The organism is Marinomonas phycocola (genome assembly GCF_047525455.1).
GTDB lineage: Bacteria > Pseudomonadota > Gammaproteobacteria > Pseudomonadales > Marinomonadaceae > Marinomonas.
In genome coordinates, this window is the sequence record NZ_JBLIXL010000002.1 from 57,728 (window position 1) to 81,614 (window position 23,887).

Consider the following 23,887-nt stretch of genomic DNA (forward strand, 5'->3'; position numbering starts at 1 on the left):
TTACAACTCAGGTGTGTCATCACCTTCACTGTGGTATACCGCAGCTAATTCGTCATTGCTCCACGACTCTAGAGTCACGTCAAACCCCCACAGTCGATGGAAATGTTTCAACACCTCTTTCGTATCGCTATTTAAAGGGCGATCAGAATCCATTATATGGTGCAATATCAAACTCCGGTCTCCGTACAAATTGACTGTTTGAACTTGAATATTCGGCTCCCTATGGCTGAGATTATACTGTTGGGCCAAACGTTCCCTTAGTTTCCTATAACCCGTATCATTATGAATTTCTTTTACCTCAACATAAGAATCCGACTCATTATTTTCCAAGCCAAAGAAACGAAAATCTCTCATTAATTTAGGCGACAGAAATTGAAGAATAAAACTTTCATCTTTAAAGTTTCTCATCGCGAAGTTTAATATTTCCAACCAAGGACGATCAACAATATCAGGAAACCACCTTCGATCTTCTTCAGTTGGGTTTTCACATATTCTTTTAATGTCTGTATACATGGCAAACCCTAGCGCATAAGGATTAATTCCTGAATAGTAAGGTGAATCAAAATCCGGTTGAGCCACCACATTCGTATGAGATTGTAGAAATTCCAGAATAAACCCATCCGTCACCAAGCCCTTGTCATACAAACCATTCATTAAAGTGTAGTGCCAAAATGTTGCCCACCCCTCATTCATAACTTGAGTTTGTCTTTGTGGGTAAAAGTATTGCGCCATTTTACGAACAATACGAATCAATTCTCTTTGCCAAGGTTTAAGCAATGGCGCATGCTTTTCGAGAAAATACAGCAAATTTTCTTGCGGCTCAGAAGGAAACTGTACAGCCTTTTCTATATTCGATTCGGACTTAAACGCCGCTGGAATAGTTCGCCATAGGTCGTTTACTTGTTGTTGTAATATTTGCTCTCTTTCATTGACCCTAGTACGTTCCTCTTCCGCCGATAAGGGCAACGGGCGCTTGTATCTGTCTACGCCAAAATTCATCAAGGCATGACACGAATCTAGCGTTAATTCGACTGCTTCAATACCATATTTTTCCTCGCAGTCTTGTACATATTTCTTAGCGAAAACCAAATAATCAATAATCGCTGACGCATCGGTCCAGGTTTTAAAAAGATAATTGCCTTTGAAGAAAGAGTTATGACCATAGCAAGCATGTGCAATAACCAGAGCCTGCATCATCATGTTATTTTCTTCCATGAGGTAAGCAATACAGGGGGAAGAGTTAATTACAATTTCATACGCTAACCCCATACGGCCACGTTTGTAATTTTGCTCTACATTTAGGAACTGCTTCCCATAAGACCAATGATGATAACCAAGCGGCATCCCAACCGATGCATAAGCATCCATCATTTGTTCAGAACTGATGATTTCAATTTGATTTGGATACGTGTCTAACCCATATTCAGCCGCCAGTTTTCCAATAGCGTCATCGTATATTTGAATTTTCTCAAATGTCCAATCGGCCCCTTCTGAAAGAAATGTTGCCTTCTTTGAAGCGTTCTCTTTTAATGAATCACCCATGCTGCCTCCTGTGAAATAAATCACGAAAAACAGGATAAATATCAGCGAGTTCCGTTATATGTCGCATCGCAAAAGAATTTGCATGTTTAGCCTCTACTTGTTCAAAGGCATACCATAAACTCTGATGATCTCTAGGAGTAATTTCAATGTAAGTATAATACTGCATGTGTTGAATTAACTTCTCTTCCATGAGAGCCATGCAAGTACTTGAATCATCATCCCAATTGTCTCCATCGGATGCTTGGGCGCCATAAATGTTCCAAGCATTGGCTGGATACCGTTCTTTTATGATGCTTTCCATTAGCTTTAATGCACTGGAGACAATCGTACCGCCCGTTTCTCTGGAGTAAAAAAACTCTTCTTCGGTTACTTCCTTAGCACTGGTATGATGACGAATAAACACCAAATCAATTTTTTCATAACTTCTACTTAAAAACAGATAAAGTAAGATATAGAAACGTTTAGCAATATTCTTCGTTTCTTGCGTCATAGAGCCTGAAACGTCCATCACACAAAACATCACTGCTTGAGTACTGGGTTTCGGCTCTCTTATATGATGGTTATAGCGTAAATCATATGTGTCTAAAAAAGGGGTACGTGCTATTTTTTGTTTCAGTTGTTCAGCCAATTGCTGCAATTGAGACACTTTTTGAAGGTCTCTTAAGACTGCATCTTGCTCCTCTAGTTGCGCCAGCTCTTTTTCCACTTCATGCAGCTGTTTACGCGAACTTGAACTCATTACCATGCGTCTAGCTTGCGCGTTTCTCATTGATCGAATGATATTAAGTTTTGACGGTGTTCCATCAGCAACAATGCCCGCTCGCTTTGTTTCAAATTCGGTCACTTCTTTCAATTCTTTTGCGAGCAAGTTTGGTAATTCTAAATCTTCAAATACAAAATCCAAGAACTCCTCTTGTGATATTTGAAAAACAAAATCATCATCGCCCTCGCCAGAATCGCTGGCGTTACCTCCCCCTCCTTGACCCGCACCTCCTTGAGGCTTTGGAATACGATCCCCAGATTCAAACTCTTTATTACCAGGGTGAACCGCTGAATCTCGCCCTCCCTGACCGTGCCCAAAAACAGGCTCATGGATGTCACGTTTAGGGATGGTAATGCTCTCGCCACGGTCAAGATCTTGTATACTGCGAGAGTTTACGGCTTCTTCTACGGCTTTCTTTATGTGATCTTTATAACGACCTAAAAAACGTTGTCGATTAACACTGCTCTTGTGCTTTCCATTTAGGCGGCGGTCAATAATATACGACATAAGCGCACCTCCTTTTAGGTGATGGAACCTTCCCTATTGAGATTTACGAACTCTTAAATACCATTCAGATAATAAGCGCACTTGTTTTTCCGTATAACCGCGCTCAATCATCCTATTGACAAAATCGTTGTGTTTTTTCTGCTCTTCCTTCGACGATTTTGCACTAAAAGAAATAACAGGCAGTAAATCTTCTGTATTCGAAAACATTTTACGTTCAATAACTGCACGTAATTTTTCATAGCTAAGCCAACTGGGGTTCATGCCATTATTATTAGCACGTGCTCTCAATACAAAATTCACAACTTCATTACGGAAATCTTTTGGATTACTAATGCCCGCAGGTTTTTCGATTTTTTCTAACTCACTGTTAATAGAGGCTCTGTCTAAGATATCACCGGTTTCTGGATCTCTATATTCTTGATCTTGAATCCAAAAATCAGCGTAGATAACATATCTATCAAAAATATTTTGACCATATTCTGAATAAGACTCTAAATAAGCCGTCTGAATTTCTTTGCCTATGAACTCCACATAACGCGGCGCAATATACTCTTTCAAACTGCGTAAGTAACGGTCATGTAGCTCCTGAGAAAATTGCTCTTGTTCTATTTGCTGTTCAAGCACATACATTAAATGCACTGGGTTGGCAGCCACTTCCGTTGGGTCAAAGTTAAACACCTTAGAGAGTATTTTAAACGCAAATCGAGTAGACAGCCCATCCATGCCTTCGTTAACTCCCGCTGCGTCTTTGTACTCTTGTAAAGATTTCGCTTTGGGGTCTACATCTTTTAACGACTCTCCATCATAAATGCGCATTTTTGAATAAATACTGGCATTTTCAGGCTCTTTCAAACGGGACAGTACTGTGAATTGTGCGAGCATTTTTAATGTATCAGGCGCGCAAGGTGCGTTTAATAAAGAACTGTGTTCAATCAGTTTTTTATAAATCGACATTTCTTCTGATACACGAGAACAATAAGGGACTTTGACGGTATACACCCGATCAATAAAGGCTTCGTTGGTTTTGTTATTCTTAAAGGTTTGCCACTCCGATTCATTGGAGTGGGCTAAAATAATACCGTCAAAAGGGATGCCTCCGACACCTTCTGTGCCATTATAGTTACCTTCTTGCGTTGCCGTTAAAAGCGGATGCAACACTTTAATTGGCGCTTTAAACATTTCAACGAATTCCATTAATCCCCTATTACCTCGGCATAGCCCACCAGAATAGCTGTAAGCATCCGTGTCGTTTTGCTCAAAAAACTCCAGTTTTCGAATATCAACTTTTCCGACGAGCGCAGAAATATCCTGATTATTCTCATCACCTGGTTCGGTTTTCGAAATGGCAATTTGCTTAATCGCAGAAGGGTATATTTTCACCACGCGAAACTGTCTGATGTCTCCGTTGAATTCAATTAACCTTTTTGCCGCCCACGGCGACATGCTGTTTTTAAGGTAACGCTTCGAGATACCGTATTCTTCTTCTAGAATCCCCCCATCTTCTTGTGCATCAAAAAGAGACAAAGGCGATTCAAAAACAGGCGAATCTTTAATCGCATAAAAAGGTTGCGCCTGCATGAGCTCTTTCAGCTTTTCCGCTAAAGAAGACTTCCCCCCACCAACGGGGCCCAGCAAGTAAAGCACTTGTTTCGACTCTTCTAGACCTTGAGAGGCATGCGTTAAAAAAGCCACAATTCGCTCAATGCACTCTTCCATTCCATAAAAATGCTTAAATGCTGGGTATTGCTTAATGACTTTATTAGAAAAAATTCGACTCATCCGTGACTCTTTTGACGTGTCTATTAGCTTTGGTTCTCCTATTGCTTTAAGTAATCGCTCAGCAGCAGAAGCATAGGCATCTGGGTCAGATTTACAAAGTGTTAAATAATCATCAAGAGAAATCTCCTCCTCTTGCTGAGCATCATAACGAGATTGGATATGGTCAAATATACTCATGATCGCGCTCCCCCAAGCCACAACGAATAACGAACAAAGCCATGGCAATATTAAAATCAAACATTCCTAAAAAATCTTTAAGAATAAAATAGTAAGTAAAAGAGTCTTGACGCCTTAACATTCTGTTTTACTATAGATTATTCTTTTGTAATTGTTACTTTATAGGTTTAGCACACAAACAGGTTTACTCAAAGAGAGATATTTTTCGGGATGAGCGCTTCTGTTACTCTCAATTATCCCTTAAGTAATTGTCCTAAAATGATTAATTAATTTTATGTGGTATGGCATAAACGGTAAAAAATTCACATTTATTTACGTTTTTCACATAATATAAATGAACAAACTTAAGCTATTGATCTTATTCGAAGATCTCTAATGGCAATCTAGTACGATTTATTCGGAGTAAAGACATGCTTTTTAATTTTAATAATTTATCGGCTCATCAGAAATACCACCTAATTACTCAAACCATCACACCTCGACCAATTGCATGGATTTTGACAAAAAATGCATCGGGCAATACCAACCTTGCGCCTTTTTCTTATTTTAATGCTCTTGGATCAGACCCTGCCTTATTGGTTGTATCAATTGGTAATAAATCTGAAACGGTTGGCAAAGATACTAAAGTAAATCTTCTTAGAGAAAAGGAATGCATTTTGCACATTCCCTCAGAAACACTTGCCGAAGCAGTAAACAGCAGTGCGGCGACATTGCCCTATGGAGAGTCTGAATTAGCTCAGCACTCATTAGAGTTGATTGATTTTACTGAGTCATTGCCCCGTGTAAAAGACGCCAAAGTAGCATTACACTGTCGTTTATATGATGTTCACTCTTTAGGCGAATCTTCATTTGAAGCATTTTACTTAGAAGTTCTCAGCCTTTATGCGGATGATGACATGATCACTCAAGAAGGTAAGCACACTTTTATAGACAGCGATATTTTAAAACCGCTAGGTAGACTGGGTGGCAACGATTTTGCAGCCTTTGGTGGCAAACTTACAATTAAACGACCCTCTTAACGATTAAGGAACCACTATGGATGTTGCAAGTATTGTCAGACAACTGCCATTTTTAGCAAACGCCTCAGAATCAATTATTGAAAATATGACGTCGATGGCGAGGCTGGTCACTCTCAATAAAAATAACGTTCTAGTTAAACATTTTGATGTTGGAAACACTTTGTACTTTTTGATTGAAGGTAAACTCTCCATATCCATCCCATCTAAAAATACAAACGATGAATACGACGTTGGCACTATTAGCACCCCCTACACTCCCATCGGGTGGTCCGCATTGCGTCACCCATCTCGATACGCCACTACGTTTACCACCATTGAAGACACAACTCTTATTTCATTACCCATTGTTGAGTTAAAAACACTGTTAAAAGAAGAGCTTGAGTTCGGGAACAACTTTTTGCATTTTGTGTACCAAAACAGTCTGACAGTATTAGCCAATATTCAAAATAAGACAAAACCATTCTTCTCTAACGAAACATTGGCATTTGAAGAAACTCGACCTTTGAGTAAAAAAAGGTTGCCTCGTTATAACCTATCGAAAGCGCGAACCGTCATAGCCAAAGCACAGTTTTTTGAAGGCTTTACAGAGGATGAAAATACCTTATTTGCTAAAGTAGCGAAACAGCTTCTGGTACACCAAGGTGACATTGTCAGCCAACAAAACCAGAATGCAGATGGTCTTTATCTGTTATTAAACGGTAAAGTCATCGTTAGGTATCAAACAGAAACAGGCGACATCATCACAACCCGAACCATTTCTCGCAAGAGTGCGCTATTAAGTTGGTGTACCACGGATGAAAATATTTTAAACAGAACGTCTATGATAGCCTCAAGAGACAGCACGGTTTTATTCATATCTAGAGACCACATTCGAGAAATATTAGAAGCAAACCCAGCGTTAAATTTAAAGTATTGGTATCGTTTAATTTGGTTGGTCGGCACGCATTTACTCGCTGCGCGTATGCGTTACTTATCACAAACGTCAAACAATGAAGTCTTTGCCGTTACCAATGTCGTTGAGCAAAACGCCGCGCTATTGCCTGTTAAATCACCTCTTTATAAAATTGGTGATCTATTAAAAAGCCCAGTCACAACAGATGAAGCGTTTGGATTACTTTATAAAAGCCTTCATTTTGGAAATACGTTAGAAAAAACCATCTCAGGCATGTGTTTAGACATCTTAAGAGACGTCCAGAGGGAAAATGGGTTCTATCGACACCTTCAACGAATTTACGATGACATTACCCAATTGCCCAGTGACACACCCGCAACCGATGTTCGCAGAAAAGGCGTATTTTTATTTGATCAAGCCTTTCAACAGGTTCCCTATGTAATCAAAGGATTGGAAAATTTACCTAAAAAACCTGGCAGCTTGTTCATTTATAATCACCTAAACTACTCTCAAAGCATTACATTACCAAATGGTTTCCATTTCCCGCTTGATGCTCAGTTTATTAGCAGTATGATTCTTGATAAGCAATATGGTGTAGCGGGTGTCAGAGTAGTAGAGCGCAGTAAAAAAGATGAATATTGGAGAGATGAGTATTACAAACGATTTGGTAACTTCTTTGTCAACTCATGGAAATCTCTGACATCCGACGAAGAACTGAACCAATTATTTCTCCAAGCTGGGCAAGCTGTTCTAAAATCAGATACGCCATTATTGATTGCTCCAGAAGGCGCGTGCTTCAGTACAGATGAGTCTCCAGGCCTAATGCGGACGCCTACTTTCAACCTCGCAGCATCAATGGGATCTGAAGAACCATGGATCGTTCCGATTGCAGTCGCCAACTTTGATAAACGAGTCGATCATACGATTTATTCCGTTGTTGTGAAGCCCGCCTTTAAACTCTCTAGTAAAGTAAATATCAATGATCCAGAGAAAGTTGAACAATTTGTTCAAGAGTATCAAGTAACCTTTAGAGGTTATGTCGAAGAAGCCATTCAATTAGCTAAAGACATCAGCATTACGCCTGAGTTAAGTGCACAGGAAGGCTATCGTTCGAATGTCCGTAAACTCAATCAACAAGAAGTGGAGTTTGAATCAGACATTCGTGAGCTTGAATTTCAATTAACCCAGAAGCCTTCAGATACGAATCCCGTTGCTTTTTATGGTTCGACCACGATTCGTAATTGGCCTGATTTAACGGGACAGCTGGGTCACAATGATATTATTAACCTAGGTTTTTCAGCGGCTACGCTAGAAGCTTGCGTATACTACTTTGAACGTGTTGTTGTGCCCCAAAAACCACGCTCACTTGTTTTGTATGTTGGAGATAATGACATAGGAAACTTGCATAATAGCAACCATGTTATAGAGTTGTATATTGAGTTATTACAAAAAATTGACTCTCATTTAGCAGGCATTCCTGTCACAATCATTAGCATCAAACCCAGCCCCTCTAGGGTGAAGCAGTTTGATACGATTGTGAAAACCAATGAGAGCTTAAAGCGATTGGCGATAACACGACCAAATACACACTATATTGACCTGTTTTCACCTTTATTAAATGAGTCAGAAGAGATTAAAATGGATCTATTCGAAGATAACCTATTACATCTTAACTCACGTGGTTACAAACTTTGGTCTAAACATCTTAAGTCGTTACAAAAATTTATTTTTTGATACCGATAAAACGAATAAATACTGATAAACTTTAAAAAATAATTGGATATTGGAAACTCTATGACTGATGCTAAATTTCGACTTGTAACACGAAGCGACTTTGATGGCCTTGTTTGTGCTGTCTTATTAAAAGATCTTGATCTAATCGATGATATTTTATTTGTGCATCCAAAAGATATGCAAGATGGAAAAATAGAAATCACAGAGAATGATATTACGACCAATTTACCTTATGTTGAAGGCTGCCATATTGCATTTGACCACCATTTAAGTGAAACCGTTCGTAACGATAAAAACATATCTAATCATGTGATTGATCCAGATGCACCTTCAGCAGCTCGTGTTGTTTATGATTATTATGGGGGGTTAGAAAAATTCCCGAACATATCTGTCGATATAATGGATGCGGTAGATAAAAGTGATTCCGCTCAGTTTTCTGAGGATGAAGTTCTCAACCCGACTGATTGGGTGTTAATGAATTTCATCATGGATGCCAGAACGGGCTTAGGCCGTTTCAGAGAATTCAGAATTTCAAACTATCAATTAATGATGCAATTAATTGATTGCTGTAAAGACATGACGATAAAAGAAATTTTAGAATTAGAAGATGTTGTTGAACGCGTCGACCTTTATCATCAGCATAATGCTCTTGCTAAAGAACAAATTAGACGTTGTGCGACCCGCTATAAGAATCTTGTTGTATTAGATTTAACCAATGAAGAAACTATTTATGCAACAAACCGTTTTGTGATTTACGCTATGTTTTCTGAATGCAATATATCCATTCATAAAATGTGGGGACTAAAACAACAAAACACAGTATTTGCTATTGGTAAGTCTATTTTAAACCGCTCTTCCAATACAAATGTTGGCGAGTTGTGCTTGGAATATGGCGGAGGTGGGCATTTAAATGCTGGTACTTGTCAGGTCGAAAAGGATCAGGCAGATTCGGTACTAGATGCGTTAATCAGCAAAATTAACGCTGACGGGTAATCTATGAAAGCTAAAAGCGAATTCGTAATTGAGTTTGCTTTTAGCTTATCTCTCTTTAAATAGTGCTTTAGTATGCATCAATTATCTACTTTGCAATAATTCATAAACCTGATCACACATCATTGGTCTATAAAAATAATACCCTTGTAAGTAATCACAACCGAATTGCTTCAACATTGCCCACTGTTCTTTTGTCTCTACACCTTCGGCTACTACTTTCATAGACATACTAGCTGCTAATGCAATAATGGCTTTCGCTACATCATGATCAAAATTGTCTGTTGTAATACCATCAATAAAAGAACGGTCGATTTTTAATACATCGGCATTCAGTTTTTTCAGATAACCTAAGGAGGTGTAGCCAGATCCAAAATCATCAATTGAAGAAGACACTCCTATTTTAAATAATTTATTCAATGCTAGAGTGGCTTTATCAGGGTCAATCATCATGGCGGTTTCAGTCACTTCAATTTGCAGTAAGTTAACCAAAAAAGGACTTTCTTTAATCAAGTGCTCGAACGTATCTAATAAGCTCGGACGACTAATATGAGGCGCTGAAATATTAATAGAAATGGGACAAAGAGTAAGCCCCAGTGCTTTCCACTCATTCTGTTGCCTAACCACTTCATGAATAACCCATTCATCAAGATGCAATATTAAATTCGTTTCTTCCGCAATAGGAATAAAATCATCTGGAGGGATCATTCCTTTTTCAGGATGGTTCCAACGAACAAGCGCTTCAAGGCTCCGAATTTTTCCAGTACTGGCATCCACTATAGGTTGGTAATACAACACCAGTTCATTGTTGCGTATACCTTCTCGCAAGGATGACTCAATCGTCATTCGATCTGATGTTGCGTCTTTTAAGAATGCATCATCCCAAAAGCGATAACAGCCTTTGCCTGCATTCTTTGCCTTATATAAAGCAATGTCAGCATACTGCATTGCGGTCACCAGATCACTTGCTTGTTGAGGTAAATTAACCACTCCCATACTCGCCCCAACAAATACCTTGTGGCCTTGTAATTCAAACGGCTGAGATAAAGAATCAATAATACCTTGCGCAATGCTTTCAATTTCATATAAAGGCTTTGCATCTTCCAGAACAACAACAAATTCATCCCCACCTTGGCGAGCGATCATTCGCTTACCTGGTACATTTTTTTGCAAACGCTCTGCAACCTCAATCAATAGTTCGTCACCAACATGGTGACCTAGAGAATCATTCACATACTTAAATCGATCAAGATCAAGATATATGAGTGTTATAGAAGAGGCGTTTTTCTTGGTATTAGCTATCGCTTCTAATAGATACTGTTCAAATTTCGCTCGGTTAGGTAACATGGTTTGGGCATCGAAATACGCGAGCAATGTCAATTGCTCTTGTACTTTTTTCGATTCAGAAATGTCATTGAATATGGCAAGGTAATGAGTTAGTACACCATCGTCATCAAAATACGCTTCTAGTGATAACCATAATGTTTTGTCTTTTAATACATCGTCACTAAAATTAACTTCTCCCGCCCATTTATGTTCAGCATACACTTTCATCCAAATATTTTTTATGCTGAGCTCTTCTGAAAATGCAGAGGATAGACGACTGCTAATACTTTCTTTGAAGTCTTTCATTTCAAGGCTAAAGATTTGAACTGCAACCTCATTGAAATCGAGAATGTTACGCTCTCGATCCATTAGAATATTGCCCTGTAATGATGAATGGAAAAATTGAGAAGATAACTTGATCCTATCGATAGAATCCTTATCCTTCGTTACATCTTTTACTAAGCCAAGTAAGCGAGGTGATGTACTTTGCTGCCCTTTTTCATACCCCCCCTGATTACTCAGATAATATTCCTTTCCTTTTGGTGTAATCAGCTTGTGTTCAACTTGAAACACACCTTTAGATAAAAGTGATTTAGAAATAGCCTTGTTAACCTTGTCTCTTTCATATTCAGGAATGCATTCTAAATAACGGGAAATTCTCCAGCGAGTATCCTCTTTGGGCAAATCCAAGATAGCAAGAAGACCTTCGGAGAGAATAATGGTATTGGTTGACAACTCGTACGCCCAAGACCCCATTTTTGACAATTTGTGTGCCAGTATTAAGTCATTCTGAGATTGAGCTAAAATACGTTGATTGCTTACTTCCTGAGTAATATCATTAATGCAGTATAGTCGCCCTACTTTTTCTCCTTGAAAATACCGCATACGACTTTCAAATTCAAAAAGCCTTCCATCTTTTAGATGAACCTGCCCCGAACTGGGTTCCTCAGATATCACATCCATTTCAGTTATCTTTAAAAGAGACTCCTTATCTACTACCTGAGAAAGCAAATGCTTAATTAACTCTGATTTATCAACTTTCCCACCCCAATGATCAGGAATACTCCATATTCTTATAAACTCATCGTTAAATCGGCATATGTCCGTGTTTTTGTCTGTTACTAGCATCGCATCACGCGCGGCATTGAAAGTCGCTTCAAATAAATGGTTACTTAACTCTAATCGTTCATACCTTTGCACCAACTCTACGGAGGTAAGATCAAGATAGTTCTGCAAAAAACCATTTTGTTGTACTAAGTCATTAACAGCTGTATTAACTTCATCTAAAAAAGAACCTTCTTCAATTGAGTCATTATCAATAGCAAATTTATCGAATACAGGTTTTAATACTTCATTAATCAAAAGTAATACCTCCAAAAGTGCTTTGAACATAACAGTAAAATCGGATTCATTACAAAGACGACCTATATTTAATGAGTAAAATTGAATTTTAACACTGCGTTAACAATGATAAAGGGGTTACATTAAGAAAATTTGTACAAATCAAAACGTTTTTGCTTTGAACTCAAAACTCAGGCCCTTAGCACTTCTATCAGAAAAACCTTTCCAATAGGTATGCTCATCGGTTGGTTTTTTATTTTTATCTAGCTGATACACCCCCTCTCCTGAACGTTGAACTAGATTTAAGTACTCTTTTTTATCTTCATCTTGTTTTAAATACGTTCCCATAAAAGCCGTCGTAAAGTGCTGAGCAATATTATTCATTCTAACGGAATCCCATACTGGGTCGGCATAATGTTCAAAGGGAGCAAAACCTAATGCGTCACTGTATCCCCACGACTCTTTTGGGGCTGGTATAGGTGCTCCAGCATTATGATTAGCATAATGGTATGTGAGTAAATAACGGTTGGTATTGATACTTTCGTCAAAAATAGATTTCACTCCATTTTCATAACCTGATACGTCATCATCTGACCCTGCGATATACATAATAGGTGTTTTGATGCCTGCAAGTCCTTTTTCATCCCAAAAGTCGTAATTTTTCCCCCATGGAGCAAAAGCCACAACTGCTTTTAACCTTGGGTCTACTAAAGAATCATGAGATGCGCTTCCTGCTTTATGAATGGATAACTCACCATTTGCAGCGCCCCAAGTATAATCTATGCTTTTTTGCGTAACGCCTGCTCCCGCAGAAATCAGCGCGCCATATCCTCCCATAGAATACCCAATCAGCCCCGTATTGCTTGCATCAACCAACCCCTCAAGAAAATGACCAGGCTCTTTTGACAGAGTATCTACTTTGTTCAATACAAACATTTGATCCAATGGACGATTCACAAGAGTGCTGCCAAAAGCCGCTTTATCATGATAGGTACTCTCTGTATGATCAATGGAGACCACTACATAGCCTTTGGAAGCTAAATTTTCCCCGAGATGACTTAATAGATACCGGTTACCAGGATACCCGTGAGATAAAATAATAAGAGGAAAAGACGATCCAATTTGTATGGGCGGTAAATCACGTTGCGCTTTCCCTGTTAACGTCACTTTTGTCACTCCATCTCTTAAATACACGTTTTTATACGATCCTCTTTTTGTCGATTTACTCTCTGCTGGGTACCATACCTCCAATGTGAGCGGTCGATCGTAACGTGGTTTTTTCATGTTTTCCCCGATAGACAAGACATCTAACTGATCAATATTGGTCACTTCAAGAGTCCTCACACCAATAGGAAATGTTCCGAAAGCGGCTAACTCAGGTGCATCAGGTCTCATCTGATCAATAGGGTTAGCAAAAGAGACGGAACTTAATACTGCACCTATTAGAATATGGTTCAATTTTGATAGCATAGGTACTTCCTTTTTATCTATTATGGAATTATTGTCCTATCATAATAACCCAATAATATGACAAGGATCTGATAATGATCACATTACACCATTTAAACCGCTCTCGTTCTAAAAGAGTTGTTTGGCTACTTGAAGAGCTCGGCTCGTCATACAATTTAGTTCGTCATGATCGGGATAGCCAAACAAATTTAGCACCTAAAAGCCTAAAAGACATCCACCCTCTAGGCAAAGCACCTATTATCGTTGAAGATGACATTACCTTATGTGAATCCAGTACCATTATGGAATATATTTTAGACAAGGAGCCATCGGGAAAGCTCAGACCAGCAAAAAACACACCTGAGTATTATCAATATTTAGAGTGGTCTCATTTTGCTGAAGGGTCATTAAGCCTCCCTCTAATAAGTACGCTTTTTATGGGAATGGAACAACGAGATGGGGAGCAACCGTTAGATGCTTATATCAAAAAAGAAATCACTGTTGATTTTGCTTATATTGAAGACACATTAGGAGCGCAAGAGTATTTTGCGGGAGCAAGCTTCACCGCAGCAGACATTATGATGACAATCTCTCTAGAAATTGCAGGACACATTGGACTTTTACAAAACACACCCAATATTTCTGCTTATTTAAAAAGAGTTCAACAACGAGAAGCGTATATAAAAGCCATTAATTTTGATTGAGAATTATTATTTTACAGGCCTACAGGATTAATTAATCTTCATCCAAAACCACATTAGCTTTGGACCTTAAATGTGGTTTTTTTCGAATTTCATCAAAAGGATCAATTATCTTTTTTGTTGATTCACTTTTTTTCTCTTGACCTTTCTTATGGAAAGACGGCTCTCTCGTTTTTACCACATTCTCTTTAAAAAACGACTTGGATTGCTTTTTTATGGCGACTTTTTTACCAAAAGAAACATTGATCACAATAAAGCCGATACAAAGCAGAATGAAAACAACCCACTTTACAATAAACGACAATGCCAAATAGGCTGTATCTTCATTCAGCTGACTGTAGGAAATGAAGTCTTGATGAAGTTGTTCTGTTATCCATAGCAGTAAAATAAGACTCAAAATAGAAACAATAAGCTGCTTGTATTTTTTCCATATAAAAGTAACAAAAGTTAAGCGAAACAATTGATTCATCATACATCATCCAAATAAGCTAATACCCAATAAAGCAAGCACAGCCAATAGCCCCTTTTCTTTTATCTCGGATTTTATTTTTTGCTCCTCTTCTTGCACAACAACTTCTAGATCATCTAAGCTCATATCTTCGGCTTTACGCCCAGCTAAAACAATACGAGTTTTAGCTCGTGATATGGCTTTTTCCCGCAAAATTTTACGATATTTATCTGTCATAGAAGTAAGCATAATCCCACTCTTAATTAATCCTATAATCTAAACCTAATGAAGAATAAGATAACATATACTCAACAAAAATTAGACAGTAAAAGTAAGAAACGAGTAAAGTTTGATCTGGTTGTTTTTATTATATTCACAGAATTGTATTATCGTTAATATTTATCTCTGTTTCATTGAGCATGAGGCTGAACGTCGAAGGATATCTTCTTCCAAATCAGCATTCAATCCGTATATTTAACAACAACATCTGTTAAAACAATACAAAACTTGGATAATATTAGAATATGGAATCAAAAAAATAGATCAACTCATCCACAATACAAAATAGTCTGAATTATCTGACGGTTTCCGAGAATGAGAAGATTTAGATAGTAATGCCCACATTGCTTACGCTAAAAGTATGTTGGCCGCCTATGGAGTAGAAGACAATGATGATATTAGACAATAAGAACTCTACATACAAAAACATCTTATCTGTTTTTTTATTAGATTTAGGCAACATCACGAAAGCGAACAGAATTGCTTTAGACGCCTACAAACTTGCGCCTCTTCATCCTATGTCCTCTCTTGCTTTAGGAAAGACATTTCTAACCAAGAAAAAAGAAAAAGCTTACAAAAACTTTAGTAATGCATTATCTGATATTCAAAAACAATTTCAAAACAGTGTTAAACACACCATTCTAAAGCGATCCATAACATGGGGTGCACCTTTACGAGGTAAAAGGCTTTCTTTAACACAAATAACAAAAAAGTATTTCGATTTTCTATTATCATCTAGGAAAAGTAGCACATTCAGGAATCAATACCATTTTTTTCAAAACTCAAAGAGACCCAAACTGTTTGCCCGTATTCAGGGTAAACCCTTATTAGCCCACATAATACTTGAGTAACAAATGCCAGCCGTAAAGAAAAACAATGTAATTGACCTTCCTCCTGTTATTGCAGGACCGATTTTACGTAAAACCAACCCAAACGAAATTACATTATGGTTGGCAACCTGTTCAAAATTTGAGATTGCCTGTTCACTGAAATACAACGATGTAACTTTGTCAGATAAATCTTCTGCATTGGCTGTTTCACATCAATGCATTCCAGCAGGAAAATACCTGTACTTGCATTTCATACACATTACCATTGATAATCCGATCCCCTATGATGTTTGGGTTGAATACCACCTTCAGCTTAACGATGTACAAGCAAACAAAACGTATGACATGTCAGACTGGGCATCCCATTTATACTATCAAGGTCATCATTCATTAGGATTTATACTACATAAAAGCGTTACTACGCTTCTACATGGCTCTTGTCGAAAACCTCATTTCAATAGGCAACAGAACCTAGATGGGCTTGCAAATGTCGACAAGGTACTGTCTAAACACACCGTTTCAGAATGGCCTTCCCTGTTAATACTTTCAGGTGATCAAGTGTATACTGACGATGTTGCAGGGCCCATGCTACACGCAATACACCAAGTTATTGGAGTTCTTGGATTACCAAATGAAACCTTAGAAGGTGCAGAAATAAACGATTCAGAAACCCTTCACACCAGCAACGCTTATTATTATCAACGCAATAATTTATTGCCAAGCAATAAAGAAACTCAAAAATTACATCAGCAGTTTTTTGGAGGCGTTCAAAAACCTGTTTTTACAACCGATACGGCATACAACCATTTAATTACGTTAAGTGAAATGATCGCCATGTACCTACTTGTGTGGTCACCCGTGTGTTGGCAATTCGTTCAGTTATCTTGTTCCGAACAAATCACCTTAGAGAAAGACAAGGAAAAGTACGAAGAAGAAAAACAAGCAATTATCAACTTCAAACAAAATCTGCCATCGGTACAACGAGCACTCGCTCATTTGCCCACGGCAATGATGTTTGATGACCATGACGTCACAGATGATTGGAACCTCAATGCCGCATGGGAAAAATCCGCTTACGAACACCCCTTCTCTCGCCGAATTATTGGTAATGCACTTATTGCTTACCTAATGTTTCAAGGCTGGGGCAATAACCCAGCAGACTTTAGCAGTAAACAGATCAATTCCTTGAAAACGTTATTTATCGATAACAAAGCCGAAAACACCGATCGTTTTATCAATGACCTATTGAAATTCGATCAATGGCATTATGAATGGCCGACGAACCCACCGTTAGTTGTTCTAGATACTCGCACACGTAGGTGGCGCTCCGAAAGCAATCTAAATAATCCATCAGGCTTAATGGACTGGGAGGCCCTCACAGAACTACAGCAGACACTTCTCAATAAAGACGCTGTTATTTTAGTTTCTCCTGCTCCGATTTTTGGGGTGAAGCTCATAGAAACGGTCCAACGCATATTTACGTGGTTTGGCTTCCCTTTGATAGTCGATGCCGAGAATTGGATGTCACATCCAGGCTCCGCCCATGCGTTATTAAATTTATTTCGTCATCCTAAAACCCCTCATAATTTTGTTATTTTATCGGGGGATGTTCATTATTCATTTGTTTATGACATTAAATTAAAAGGCCGCAAGAATAGCCCTAATATTTGGCAAATCACCAGCAGTGGACTAAGAAACGAGTTTCCTGACACACTGTTAAATTGGTTTGATAGACTTAACCGTTGGCTCTATACCTCATGGTCTCCTTTGAATTGGTTTACCAAGCGACGAGGTATGTGGGTTTCTCCTAGAAAGCCCAGTAATGCTTCCAAGGGAGAGAGATTGATTAATCGTTCAGGCATCGGTTTGGTCATACTCAATAAGGAAGGGCAACCTACTAGTATAAGTCAATTAAGCGATATGAATACCCCCATCCATTTTCAAAAAGATACAACCGATGAGCAATTTGAATAATAACACGCTTGATCAATCACAAGCTTTCAGCAGAGATACTCTAAATGAAATGAAGGCATGCATAAAAGCAGAAGAACGCTACGCGCTACTGAGACTGTGCTGATAACGAAATTCCCTTGGAGTAACACCTTTTAATTCTTGGAAACGACGGTTAAAGTTTGCAATGTTATTGAAACCAACTTGAAAGCAGATAACCGCAATTTGCAAATCACTTTCCGTCAATAAGTTACATGCTCGGCTAATGCGCACCCTGTTCACAAATTCGATAAAACGATTTCCTGTTGCCTTCTTGAAAAAGCGCGAAAAGTGGCTGTCTGACATACCAATTAACTGAGCCATATTAGATAAACTGATGTCTTGGTTGTAGTTTTGAGTCACATAATCTACAACTGTATTAATTTTTCCTTGTAACGCTTCATTGGATTTTAAATCAATTTGTACCGTTGATAACAGTCGATAATTATGACAACTGGCTAATGTATCTAATAATGATAATGTTAACATTAACTTGCTCAATCCTTGTGCATCACGAATACTTTGAAAAAGATCAATCATTTTTTCTAAATCAAAATTCAAAAATTCAATGCCTGATTTTGCTCGGGCTAATAAAGGTAGCAACTCACCAAACTCGGGGATTATTTTCATTCCTTCAGAAAAAGACTCATGATCAAAGCGAACAATCATATCTCGTACTTCCGCCGGCTCTTGATCATTTTGGCATACCCAATTATGCGGCAGTCGTGGCCCAACCAAAATCAACTGTCCAGGAGAAAAAGAACCAATGTAATCACCGATAAACACCTTACCTTTTGTCGCAACGATTAAATGCAGTTCATAGTCATCATGGGCATGCCAACGAATCAACTCACTAGGGAAGCCATGTTCTAAATACCGAATGGTATCGCATCTATCGTCAATAATTTCATATTCAGGGGCTTTGCTTTTTTTAATAGACATGTTTCCTTCCTATAAAATCATATAGATTTTCATCAAATGCCTGCTTTTGATGCAGTTAACTCATTACATTCCCACCATCCACATTATAGGTTTGCGCCGTAATGTAGTTCGCGCCTTCTGACCCTAAAAATAGGGCAAGTGATGCGACTTCTTCTGGACGTCCCATATAGCCCAATGGTACAGATTCACCAACGGCGCGCTTTTTTTCACCAATTTCAAGGTGCTCATACTTTGCAAACAAAGCATCCACTTCTTTCCACATAGGCGTGTCTATCACACCGGGAGAAATGGCATTGACTGTGATATTATACTTCGCCAGCCCCAATGCAGCTGATTGAGTATAGCTAATAACCGCCGCCTTAGTGGCACAATAATGGGATACCAAAGCCTCACCTCGTCGCCCTGCTTGAGATGCCATGTTAATGATTTTTCCTTTTGTTTCATGCTCAATCATGTTATTCGCGACTTTTTGCATCATAAAAAACAAGGCTTTTACATTAATACTAAACAATCGATCAAAACTCTCTTCTGTTGCCTCTGTAATAGGCGCAAGGTCAAAAACCGCCGCGTTGTTGACCAATATATCTAGTGCTTTAAAATGGGAATACGTCTCCTCTATTAAAGAATCCACACTTTGAGCATTGGCGACATCACACCCTATATAAAAAGCGTTCGATGGGTAGTCTTGCACTAATGCTAAAATAGAATGTGGGGGCTTTTTTGGGTAGTCTGTTAGCATGACTTTAGCGCCATTAATCAAATACAAAGAAGCGATTGCAAGACCTATACCACCAGCCGCACCGGTAATAAGCGCGACTTTTCCGTTCAAATTTTGATTACTGATTTGCATATTATTTTCCTCAACGTTTTACTCATCTTACGAACTCACTATGGATATTTTTTTTGTTCTAATTCAATCGCAGATCTTAAGTGCACCGCAAAATCAGGGAAATCACTCGGAACGTTTTTCCATAAAAACGAATCCATCACAAACGCATTGATACCCGACTCATCATTAGAAAACTCATGCAATTTATCGAGGTTAGGCTCATGATAGGGAATGTTAAGCTCACCATTGGCGACCTTATTCATAAAAACAAACCAACTGGCAATACCTGCAATGGTCTTATGGGGAACACCACCAAGGCGAAAAATAGCGTCTAACGTTGGGTAAACAAAAATCGAAAATTTTGCATAGCCATCGGTACAAATACGTTCTACCGTATCGCCAATATTAGCATTGCTAAAACGCCTCTCAATCACTTTAGAATAAGCGGATAAATCAACCATTGATTGACCGATAGCAGGTATCGAGTCTTGTAAGATAAAGTCTCTGAAGTATTTTTTTAATTCAGAATCTTGCATAGCCTCGTCAAAGAACGTCAATTGCTTTAACGCGGCTTGATACACCATTACTGTGTGGCCTGCATTTAGAATGCGGATTTTAGCCTCTTCATAAGGTTCAACGTCTTTTACAAACTCAACCCCCACTTTGTCTAAAGGCGGCCTTTCACCAGCAAAATCGTCTTCTATAACCCATTGAATAAAATCTTCACCCATTACGGTCATTTCATCCGCAATACCAAATCGACGTTGAACATCGTCAATGTGTTGCTGGCTTGGTTGTGGTGTAATTCGATCCACCATTGAGCAAGGAAACGAGACATTGCTTTCTACCCATGAAATTAACTCATTTTCATTTTTCGCTTTTAAAAATTGAATAAGCCCTGCTTTTAAAAGTTGACCGTTATGGCGTAAATTATCACAGCTCAGCAAGGTAATTTTACCATTGATGAGCTGGCTCCTCTGCTTCAATCCTGCATATAAAAAAGCATATAACGTGTTTCTCTCACCTTTTAGGTCTTCCTTGATTAATGGATGGTCAAGCATTAACATTTTGTTCTCATCTAGATAATACCCTCCTTCCGTTACGGTAAAAGTAACCAGTTGAATAGCCTGACTCGCCATAAGATCATCCACCTTTTGAGGGGTAGAAGAGCCATCAATCAAACCGACAATTGAACGTATGTATTCGTATTCAATATCCGCATCGGCAGACATTGTTTTTAAAATGTACTCGCCTTTTTGCGTTTCAAGCTGAGAAAAAGAAGGTCTATCCTGAGCCCTTAAATTAACACCGACGATACCCCACTTATAGCCTTCCGAATGAGCTAAAAGCCGATCAAAGAACACCGCTTGATGAGCGCGATGAAACGCCCCAACACCAAGATGCATTACCCCATTAATAACGTCACTGCGTGCATAATTTTGCACAGACATCTGCTCAGCATTGTTTTTTATGTCAAAATAATCAGCCATGCTCCACATCCTCAGCAAGTAGAGAGATCACTCGATTACTTTCATTAAATAAAATAATTTCATTTCTATCTATGTGAAGATTTACCAATTGACCGTCTCTAATTTCACTGCGAGCGGCGGTTTTCACAATGATGGTTTGATCTGAACTTATTTGAATGTGGGCATATGCCTCAGAACCTAAATGCTCAATCAATTCGATTCGACCACTAAAATCATCTTCTTCTTCCACAATAGTCAGATGCTCAGGACGAATACCCAAAATAATGGAGCTGGGCATTGGCCCTTTAATACGATTAGTTGGGAATAAAATTCGCCCTTCTAACAAGTGAAAAGCAATCTCCTCTTGATCACGAACAATATTATCAACGGGTAAAAGATTCATTTTTGGTGTGCCAATAAACTCAGCAACAAAGCGACTATTAGGCTCTCTATATAGCTCTAAAGGCGTACCTATTTGCTCGATACTACCTGCATTTAAAATCACCACTCGATCAGCAAGGGTCATGGCTTCTACTTGATCGTGTGTCACATAAATCATGGTCGTACCCAGTTTCTTATGTAATCTCGCCAACTCAAGTCGCATTTTCACCCTTAGAGCCGCATCTAGGTTAGACAAAGGTTCATCAAACAAAAACACTTTAGGCTGACGAACAATCGCACGCCCAATCGCAACACGCTGACGTTGACCACCAGATAGCTCTTTCGGCTTACGGTCTAGCAAAGGGTCCAGTTGTAATGACGCCGAAACAGAGCGTACTTTCTCTTGAATTTCATCATCCGGTACCTTCGCTAAACGTAAAGCAAAAGATAAATTGTCTGCAACAGTCATATGCGGGTACAAAGCATAAGATTGGAATACCATCGCCAAATCCCGTTTTGACGATGACAGTTCAGTAATATCACGCCCATCTAAATCGATGGAGCCACTTGTAGACGATTCTAGCCCTGCTATGGTTCTAAGCAGTGTTGATTTGCCGCAGCCTGACGGCCCAACAAAAACAATAAACTCACCTTCTTGTATGGATAAATTAATACCACGTAATGCATGGTAGTTATCATAATGTTTTTGTAATTCAGTAATGATTAAGTAAGACATATGGTAGATTCCTAATGATTATTTTACGGCACCAAAAGTAAGACCTTGGACAAGCTGCTTCTGACAGAACCAACCAAAAACAACAATTGGAGCACAAGCAAGAGTAGAGGCGGCTGAGAGTTTGGCCCAAAATAACCCTTCAGGACTGGAGTAAGAAGCAATCATTGCCGTTAATGGTGCGGCTTCTGAAGCGGTTAAATTCAATGACCAAAAGGCTTCATTCCAACACAATACGATGGATAAAAGACCTGTCGATGAAATTCCACCTATTGATAAAGGCAGCACCACTTTCACCATTTCATCCCATGGTGTTGCACCATCCATTCTCGCTGCTTCCAAAATTTCTTTCGGTAAATCCTTAAAATAAGAAAACAGCATCCAAACAATGATGGGTAAATTCATTAAGGTGAAAATAATAACCAACCCAGTTCTTGAATCTAGGAAACCGTAATCTCTAAACAAGATATAAATAGGAACCAATACCCCTACCGCAGGCAACATTTTTGTTGATAGCATCCACAATAGAATGTCCTTCGTTCTCTTTGTCGGTGAGAACGCCATTGCATAAGCCGCTGGCACACCGATAATTAAGGCAAGCATTGTCGCGCCAAAAGACGTCACCACAGAGTTCATGGCATGTTTTATATAATCACTGCGCTCTTGAACAACGCTGAAATTATCCAACGTTGGTTCAAAGAATAATAATGGTGGTATTGAAATGGCCTGTAATTCCGTTTTAAACGATGTGATAAACATCCAAAAAATAGGAAAAAAAAGCACACATGCGATCAGCCAAGAAAGCAGACCAATAAGAACAGTTTTAAGTTTGCGTTGCTGATTAAGAGTCATGATATTACCTCACGCCGTTAAATTTTTGCCGACAGCACGGATCAAAAAGAAAGCCACTATATTTGCTAAGACAACCGCAAACAGTCCACCAGCAGATGCAACACCCACATCGTATTGAAGTAACGCTTGGTTATAAATGAGATACGCAATATTCGTACTGTCATAACCAGGGCCGCCGCCTGTAGAAACAAATATCTCAGCAAATACAGCCAACAAAAAGATGGTTTCTATCATGACAACCACAGCAATAGGACGAGCAAGATGCGGAATCGTCAAGTAACGGAAAATATCCCAGCTTGTTGCCCCATCCATTTCAGCGGCTTCTTTTTGCTCTGTGTCTTGAGATTGCAAAGCAGTAACAAGCACAAGAACAGCAAAAGGCAACCATTGCCAACTCACCATAATAATGACCGACCCAAGCGGAAAGCTGGAAAGCCAATCAATGGGTTCAAACCCCAAAGATTCAGAAATCCATGCAAACACCCCATATACAGGGTTCATCATCATGTTTTTCCAAATCAACGCATTTACCGTTGGCATAATGAAAAAAGGTGAAATCAGTAGAACTCTGACAATGTTTCGACCAAAAAATGGCTTATCAATAAGTGCCGATAATGCGACTCCTAATGTGACGGTAATAACAAGCACCGAGACTAAAAGCGTCAGAGTATTTAATACAGCAGGCATAAAACCAGGGTCTGTCATGAAGAATTCAAAATTCATCAATCCAACAAAGTTGTTTTCACCGGGATAAAGCAAGTTATAACGAATGGTAGAGAAATACACAGTCATGGACAAAGGCACTATCATCCAGACTAAAAGCAAGATGACAGACGGCGCCATTAACAAGCGAGTAATTGAACGCTTCATGGGAGTGTCCTTTATTAGAAAGCCATCATTGATAGGGGCCAAACA

The 23,887-nt window shown here is 38.9% G+C and carries 19 protein-coding genes; 6 read left to right on the top strand and 13 right to left on the bottom strand.

Going from position 1 to position 23,887, the window contains the following annotated elements:
• The 3 genes from ACMUMJ_RS02070 to ACMUMJ_RS02080 are packed head-to-tail and all read right to left on the bottom strand — an operon-like array spanning position 1 to position 4,768.
• Complete coding sequence (locus tag ACMUMJ_RS02070) at positions 1-1,542, bottom strand: SpoVR family protein (RefSeq protein WP_414677146.1); 1,542 nt, start codon at positions 1,540-1,542, stop codon at positions 1-3.
• Positions 1,535-2,812, bottom strand: coding sequence for a YeaH/YhbH family protein (locus ACMUMJ_RS02075; RefSeq protein WP_414677147.1), 1,278 nt, complete (start codon positions 2,810-2,812; stop codon positions 1,535-1,537). The genes ACMUMJ_RS02070 and ACMUMJ_RS02075 overlap by 8 nt, the downstream gene beginning before the upstream one ends.
• Positions 2,813-2,845: 33 nt before the next feature.
• Positions 2,846-4,768 carry a PrkA family serine protein kinase gene (locus ACMUMJ_RS02080; RefSeq protein WP_414677148.1) on the bottom strand — a complete coding sequence of 641 codons (1,923 nt, stop codon included), beginning with the start codon at positions 4,766-4,768 and terminating at the stop codon, positions 2,846-2,848.
• A gap of 410 nt (positions 4,769-5,178) precedes the next feature.
• Between ACMUMJ_RS02080 and ACMUMJ_RS02085 the strand changes: the two genes are divergently transcribed.
• Genes ACMUMJ_RS02085 through ACMUMJ_RS02095 form a run of 3 tightly spaced genes read left to right on the top strand, consistent with a single transcriptional unit; the run spans position 5,179 to position 9,406 of the window.
• On the top strand, positions 5,179-5,787 hold the full coding sequence (locus tag ACMUMJ_RS02085; protein WP_414677149.1) for a flavin reductase family protein: 609 nt from the start codon (positions 5,179-5,181) through the stop codon (positions 5,785-5,787).
• Positions 5,788-5,803: 16 nt separating this feature from the next.
• The gene (locus tag ACMUMJ_RS02090) at positions 5,804-8,413 is read left to right on the top strand and encodes a cyclic nucleotide-binding domain-containing protein (RefSeq protein ID WP_414677150.1); all 2,610 of its coding nucleotides are present in this window, start codon (positions 5,804-5,806) and stop codon (positions 8,411-8,413) included.
• A 60-nt stretch (positions 8,414-8,473) separates the two neighbouring features.
• Complete coding sequence (locus tag ACMUMJ_RS02095) at positions 8,474-9,406, top strand: exopolyphosphatase (RefSeq protein WP_414677151.1); 933 nt, start codon at positions 8,474-8,476, stop codon at positions 9,404-9,406.
• Between the two features lie 81 nt (positions 9,407-9,487).
• Here ACMUMJ_RS02095 and ACMUMJ_RS02100 read toward each other — a convergent pair whose 3' ends face one another.
• Positions 9,488-12,091, bottom strand: coding sequence for a sensor domain-containing protein (locus ACMUMJ_RS02100; RefSeq protein WP_414677152.1), 2,604 nt, complete (start codon positions 12,089-12,091; stop codon positions 9,488-9,490).
• 141 nt (positions 12,092-12,232) lie between these two features.
• Positions 12,233-13,540, bottom strand: coding sequence for an alpha/beta hydrolase family protein (locus ACMUMJ_RS02105; protein WP_414677153.1), 1,308 nt, complete (start codon positions 13,538-13,540; stop codon positions 12,233-12,235).
• 74 nt (positions 13,541-13,614) lie between these two features.
• On the opposite strand from ACMUMJ_RS02105, the gene ACMUMJ_RS02110 reads away from it, so the two are divergent.
• Positions 13,615-14,223 (top strand): glutathione S-transferase family protein, encoded by a 609-nt coding sequence (locus tag ACMUMJ_RS02110; RefSeq protein ID WP_414677154.1) that lies wholly within the window; start codon positions 13,615-13,617, stop codon positions 14,221-14,223.
• A 31-nt stretch (positions 14,224-14,254) separates the two neighbouring features.
• On the opposite strand, the gene ACMUMJ_RS02115 is transcribed toward ACMUMJ_RS02110, so the two are convergent.
• Both ACMUMJ_RS02115 and ACMUMJ_RS02120 read right to left on the bottom strand, forming a co-directional pair.
• Positions 14,255-14,692 carry a hypothetical protein gene (locus ACMUMJ_RS02115; RefSeq protein WP_414677155.1) on the bottom strand — a complete coding sequence of 146 codons (438 nt, stop codon included), beginning with the start codon at positions 14,690-14,692 and terminating at the stop codon, positions 14,255-14,257.
• Positions 14,693-14,695: 3 nt separating this feature from the next.
• Entirely contained in the window at positions 14,696-14,917 is a 222-nt protein-coding gene (locus ACMUMJ_RS02120; protein ID WP_414677156.1) for a hypothetical protein, read from the bottom strand.
• Between the two features lie 419 nt (positions 14,918-15,336).
• Between ACMUMJ_RS02120 and ACMUMJ_RS02125 the strand changes: the two genes are divergently transcribed.
• Both ACMUMJ_RS02125 and ACMUMJ_RS02130 read left to right on the top strand, forming a co-directional pair.
• A complete protein-coding gene (locus ACMUMJ_RS02125; RefSeq protein WP_414677157.1) occupies positions 15,337-15,798 on the top strand; it encodes a hypothetical protein in 462 nt (153 codons plus the stop codon).
• Positions 15,799-15,801: 3 nt separating this feature from the next.
• The gene (locus ACMUMJ_RS02130) at positions 15,802-17,751 is read left to right on the top strand and encodes an alkaline phosphatase D family protein (RefSeq protein ID WP_414677158.1); all 1,950 of its coding nucleotides are present in this window, start codon (positions 15,802-15,804) and stop codon (positions 17,749-17,751) included.
• Positions 17,752-17,829: 78 nt separating this feature from the next.
• Here ACMUMJ_RS02130 and ACMUMJ_RS02135 read toward each other — a convergent pair whose 3' ends face one another.
• The 6 genes from ACMUMJ_RS02135 to ACMUMJ_RS02160 are packed head-to-tail and all read right to left on the bottom strand — an operon-like array spanning position 17,830 to position 23,842.
• A complete protein-coding gene (locus ACMUMJ_RS02135) occupies positions 17,830-18,708 on the bottom strand; it encodes a helix-turn-helix domain-containing protein (protein WP_414677159.1) in 879 nt (292 codons plus the stop codon).
• A gap of 55 nt (positions 18,709-18,763) precedes the next feature.
• Positions 18,764-19,558 carry an L-iditol 2-dehydrogenase gene (locus ACMUMJ_RS02140; RefSeq protein WP_414677160.1) on the bottom strand — a complete coding sequence of 265 codons (795 nt, stop codon included), beginning with the start codon at positions 19,556-19,558 and terminating at the stop codon, positions 18,764-18,766.
• 38 nt (positions 19,559-19,596) lie between these two features.
• Positions 19,597-21,027: a mannitol dehydrogenase family protein gene (locus ACMUMJ_RS02145; protein ID WP_414677161.1), complete on the bottom strand. Its 1,431-nt coding sequence runs from the start codon at positions 21,025-21,027 to the stop codon at positions 19,597-19,599.
• The gene (locus ACMUMJ_RS02150; RefSeq protein WP_414677162.1) at positions 21,020-22,123 is read right to left on the bottom strand and encodes an ABC transporter ATP-binding protein; all 1,104 of its coding nucleotides are present in this window, start codon (positions 22,121-22,123) and stop codon (positions 21,020-21,022) included. The genes ACMUMJ_RS02145 and ACMUMJ_RS02150 overlap by 8 nt, the downstream gene beginning before the upstream one ends.
• Before the next feature lie 18 nt (positions 22,124-22,141).
• Positions 22,142-22,972: a carbohydrate ABC transporter permease gene (locus ACMUMJ_RS02155; protein WP_414677163.1), complete on the bottom strand. Its 831-nt coding sequence runs from the start codon at positions 22,970-22,972 to the stop codon at positions 22,142-22,144.
• A gap of 9 nt (positions 22,973-22,981) precedes the next feature.
• A complete protein-coding gene (locus tag ACMUMJ_RS02160; RefSeq protein WP_414677164.1) occupies positions 22,982-23,842 on the bottom strand; it encodes a carbohydrate ABC transporter permease in 861 nt (286 codons plus the stop codon).
• Positions 23,843-23,887: the final 45 nt, after the last annotated feature.

Bases quoted from the DNA above. Each gene is read 5' to 3' on its own strand.
- ACMUMJ_RS02070 (WP_414677146.1), bottom strand. From the start codon at position 1,542: ATGGGTGATTCATTAAAAGAGAACGCTTCAAAGAAGGCAACATTTCTT.
- ACMUMJ_RS02075 (WP_414677147.1), bottom strand. From the start codon at position 2,812: ATGTCGTATATTATTGACCGCCGCCTAAATGGAAAGCACAAGAGCAGT.
- ACMUMJ_RS02080 (WP_414677148.1), bottom strand. From the start codon at position 4,768: ATGAGTATATTTGACCATATCCAATCTCGTTATGATGCTCAGCAAGAG.
- ACMUMJ_RS02085 (WP_414677149.1), top strand. From the start codon at position 5,179: ATGCTTTTTAATTTTAATAATTTATCGGCTCATCAGAAATACCACCTA.
- ACMUMJ_RS02090 (WP_414677150.1), top strand. From the start codon at position 5,804: ATGGATGTTGCAAGTATTGTCAGACAACTGCCATTTTTAGCAAACGCC.
- ACMUMJ_RS02095 (WP_414677151.1), top strand. From the start codon at position 8,474: ATGACTGATGCTAAATTTCGACTTGTAACACGAAGCGACTTTGATGGC.
- ACMUMJ_RS02105 (WP_414677153.1), bottom strand. From the start codon at position 13,540: ATGCTATCAAAATTGAACCATATTCTAATAGGTGCAGTATTAAGTTCC.
- ACMUMJ_RS02110 (WP_414677154.1), top strand. From the start codon at position 13,615: ATGATCACATTACACCATTTAAACCGCTCTCGTTCTAAAAGAGTTGTT.
- ACMUMJ_RS02115 (WP_414677155.1), bottom strand. From the start codon at position 14,692: ATGATGAATCAATTGTTTCGCTTAACTTTTGTTACTTTTATATGGAAA.
- ACMUMJ_RS02120 (WP_414677156.1), bottom strand. From the start codon at position 14,917: ATGCTTACTTCTATGACAGATAAATATCGTAAAATTTTGCGGGAAAAA.
- ACMUMJ_RS02125 (WP_414677157.1), top strand. From the start codon at position 15,337: ATGATGATATTAGACAATAAGAACTCTACATACAAAAACATCTTATCT.
- ACMUMJ_RS02130 (WP_414677158.1), top strand. From the start codon at position 15,802: ATGCCAGCCGTAAAGAAAAACAATGTAATTGACCTTCCTCCTGTTATT.
- ACMUMJ_RS02135 (WP_414677159.1), bottom strand. From the start codon at position 18,708: ATGTCTATTAAAAAAAGCAAAGCCCCTGAATATGAAATTATTGACGAT.
- ACMUMJ_RS02140 (WP_414677160.1), bottom strand. From the start codon at position 19,558: ATGCAAATCAGTAATCAAAATTTGAACGGAAAAGTCGCGCTTATTACC.
- ACMUMJ_RS02145 (WP_414677161.1), bottom strand. From the start codon at position 21,027: ATGGCTGATTATTTTGACATAAAAAACAATGCTGAGCAGATGTCTGTG.
- ACMUMJ_RS02150 (WP_414677162.1), bottom strand. From the start codon at position 22,123: ATGTCTTACTTAATCATTACTGAATTACAAAAACATTATGATAACTAC.
- ACMUMJ_RS02155 (WP_414677163.1), bottom strand. From the start codon at position 22,972: ATGACTCTTAATCAGCAACGCAAACTTAAAACTGTTCTTATTGGTCTG.
- ACMUMJ_RS02160 (WP_414677164.1), bottom strand. From the start codon at position 23,842: ATGAAGCGTTCAATTACTCGCTTGTTAATGGCGCCGTCTGTCATCTTG.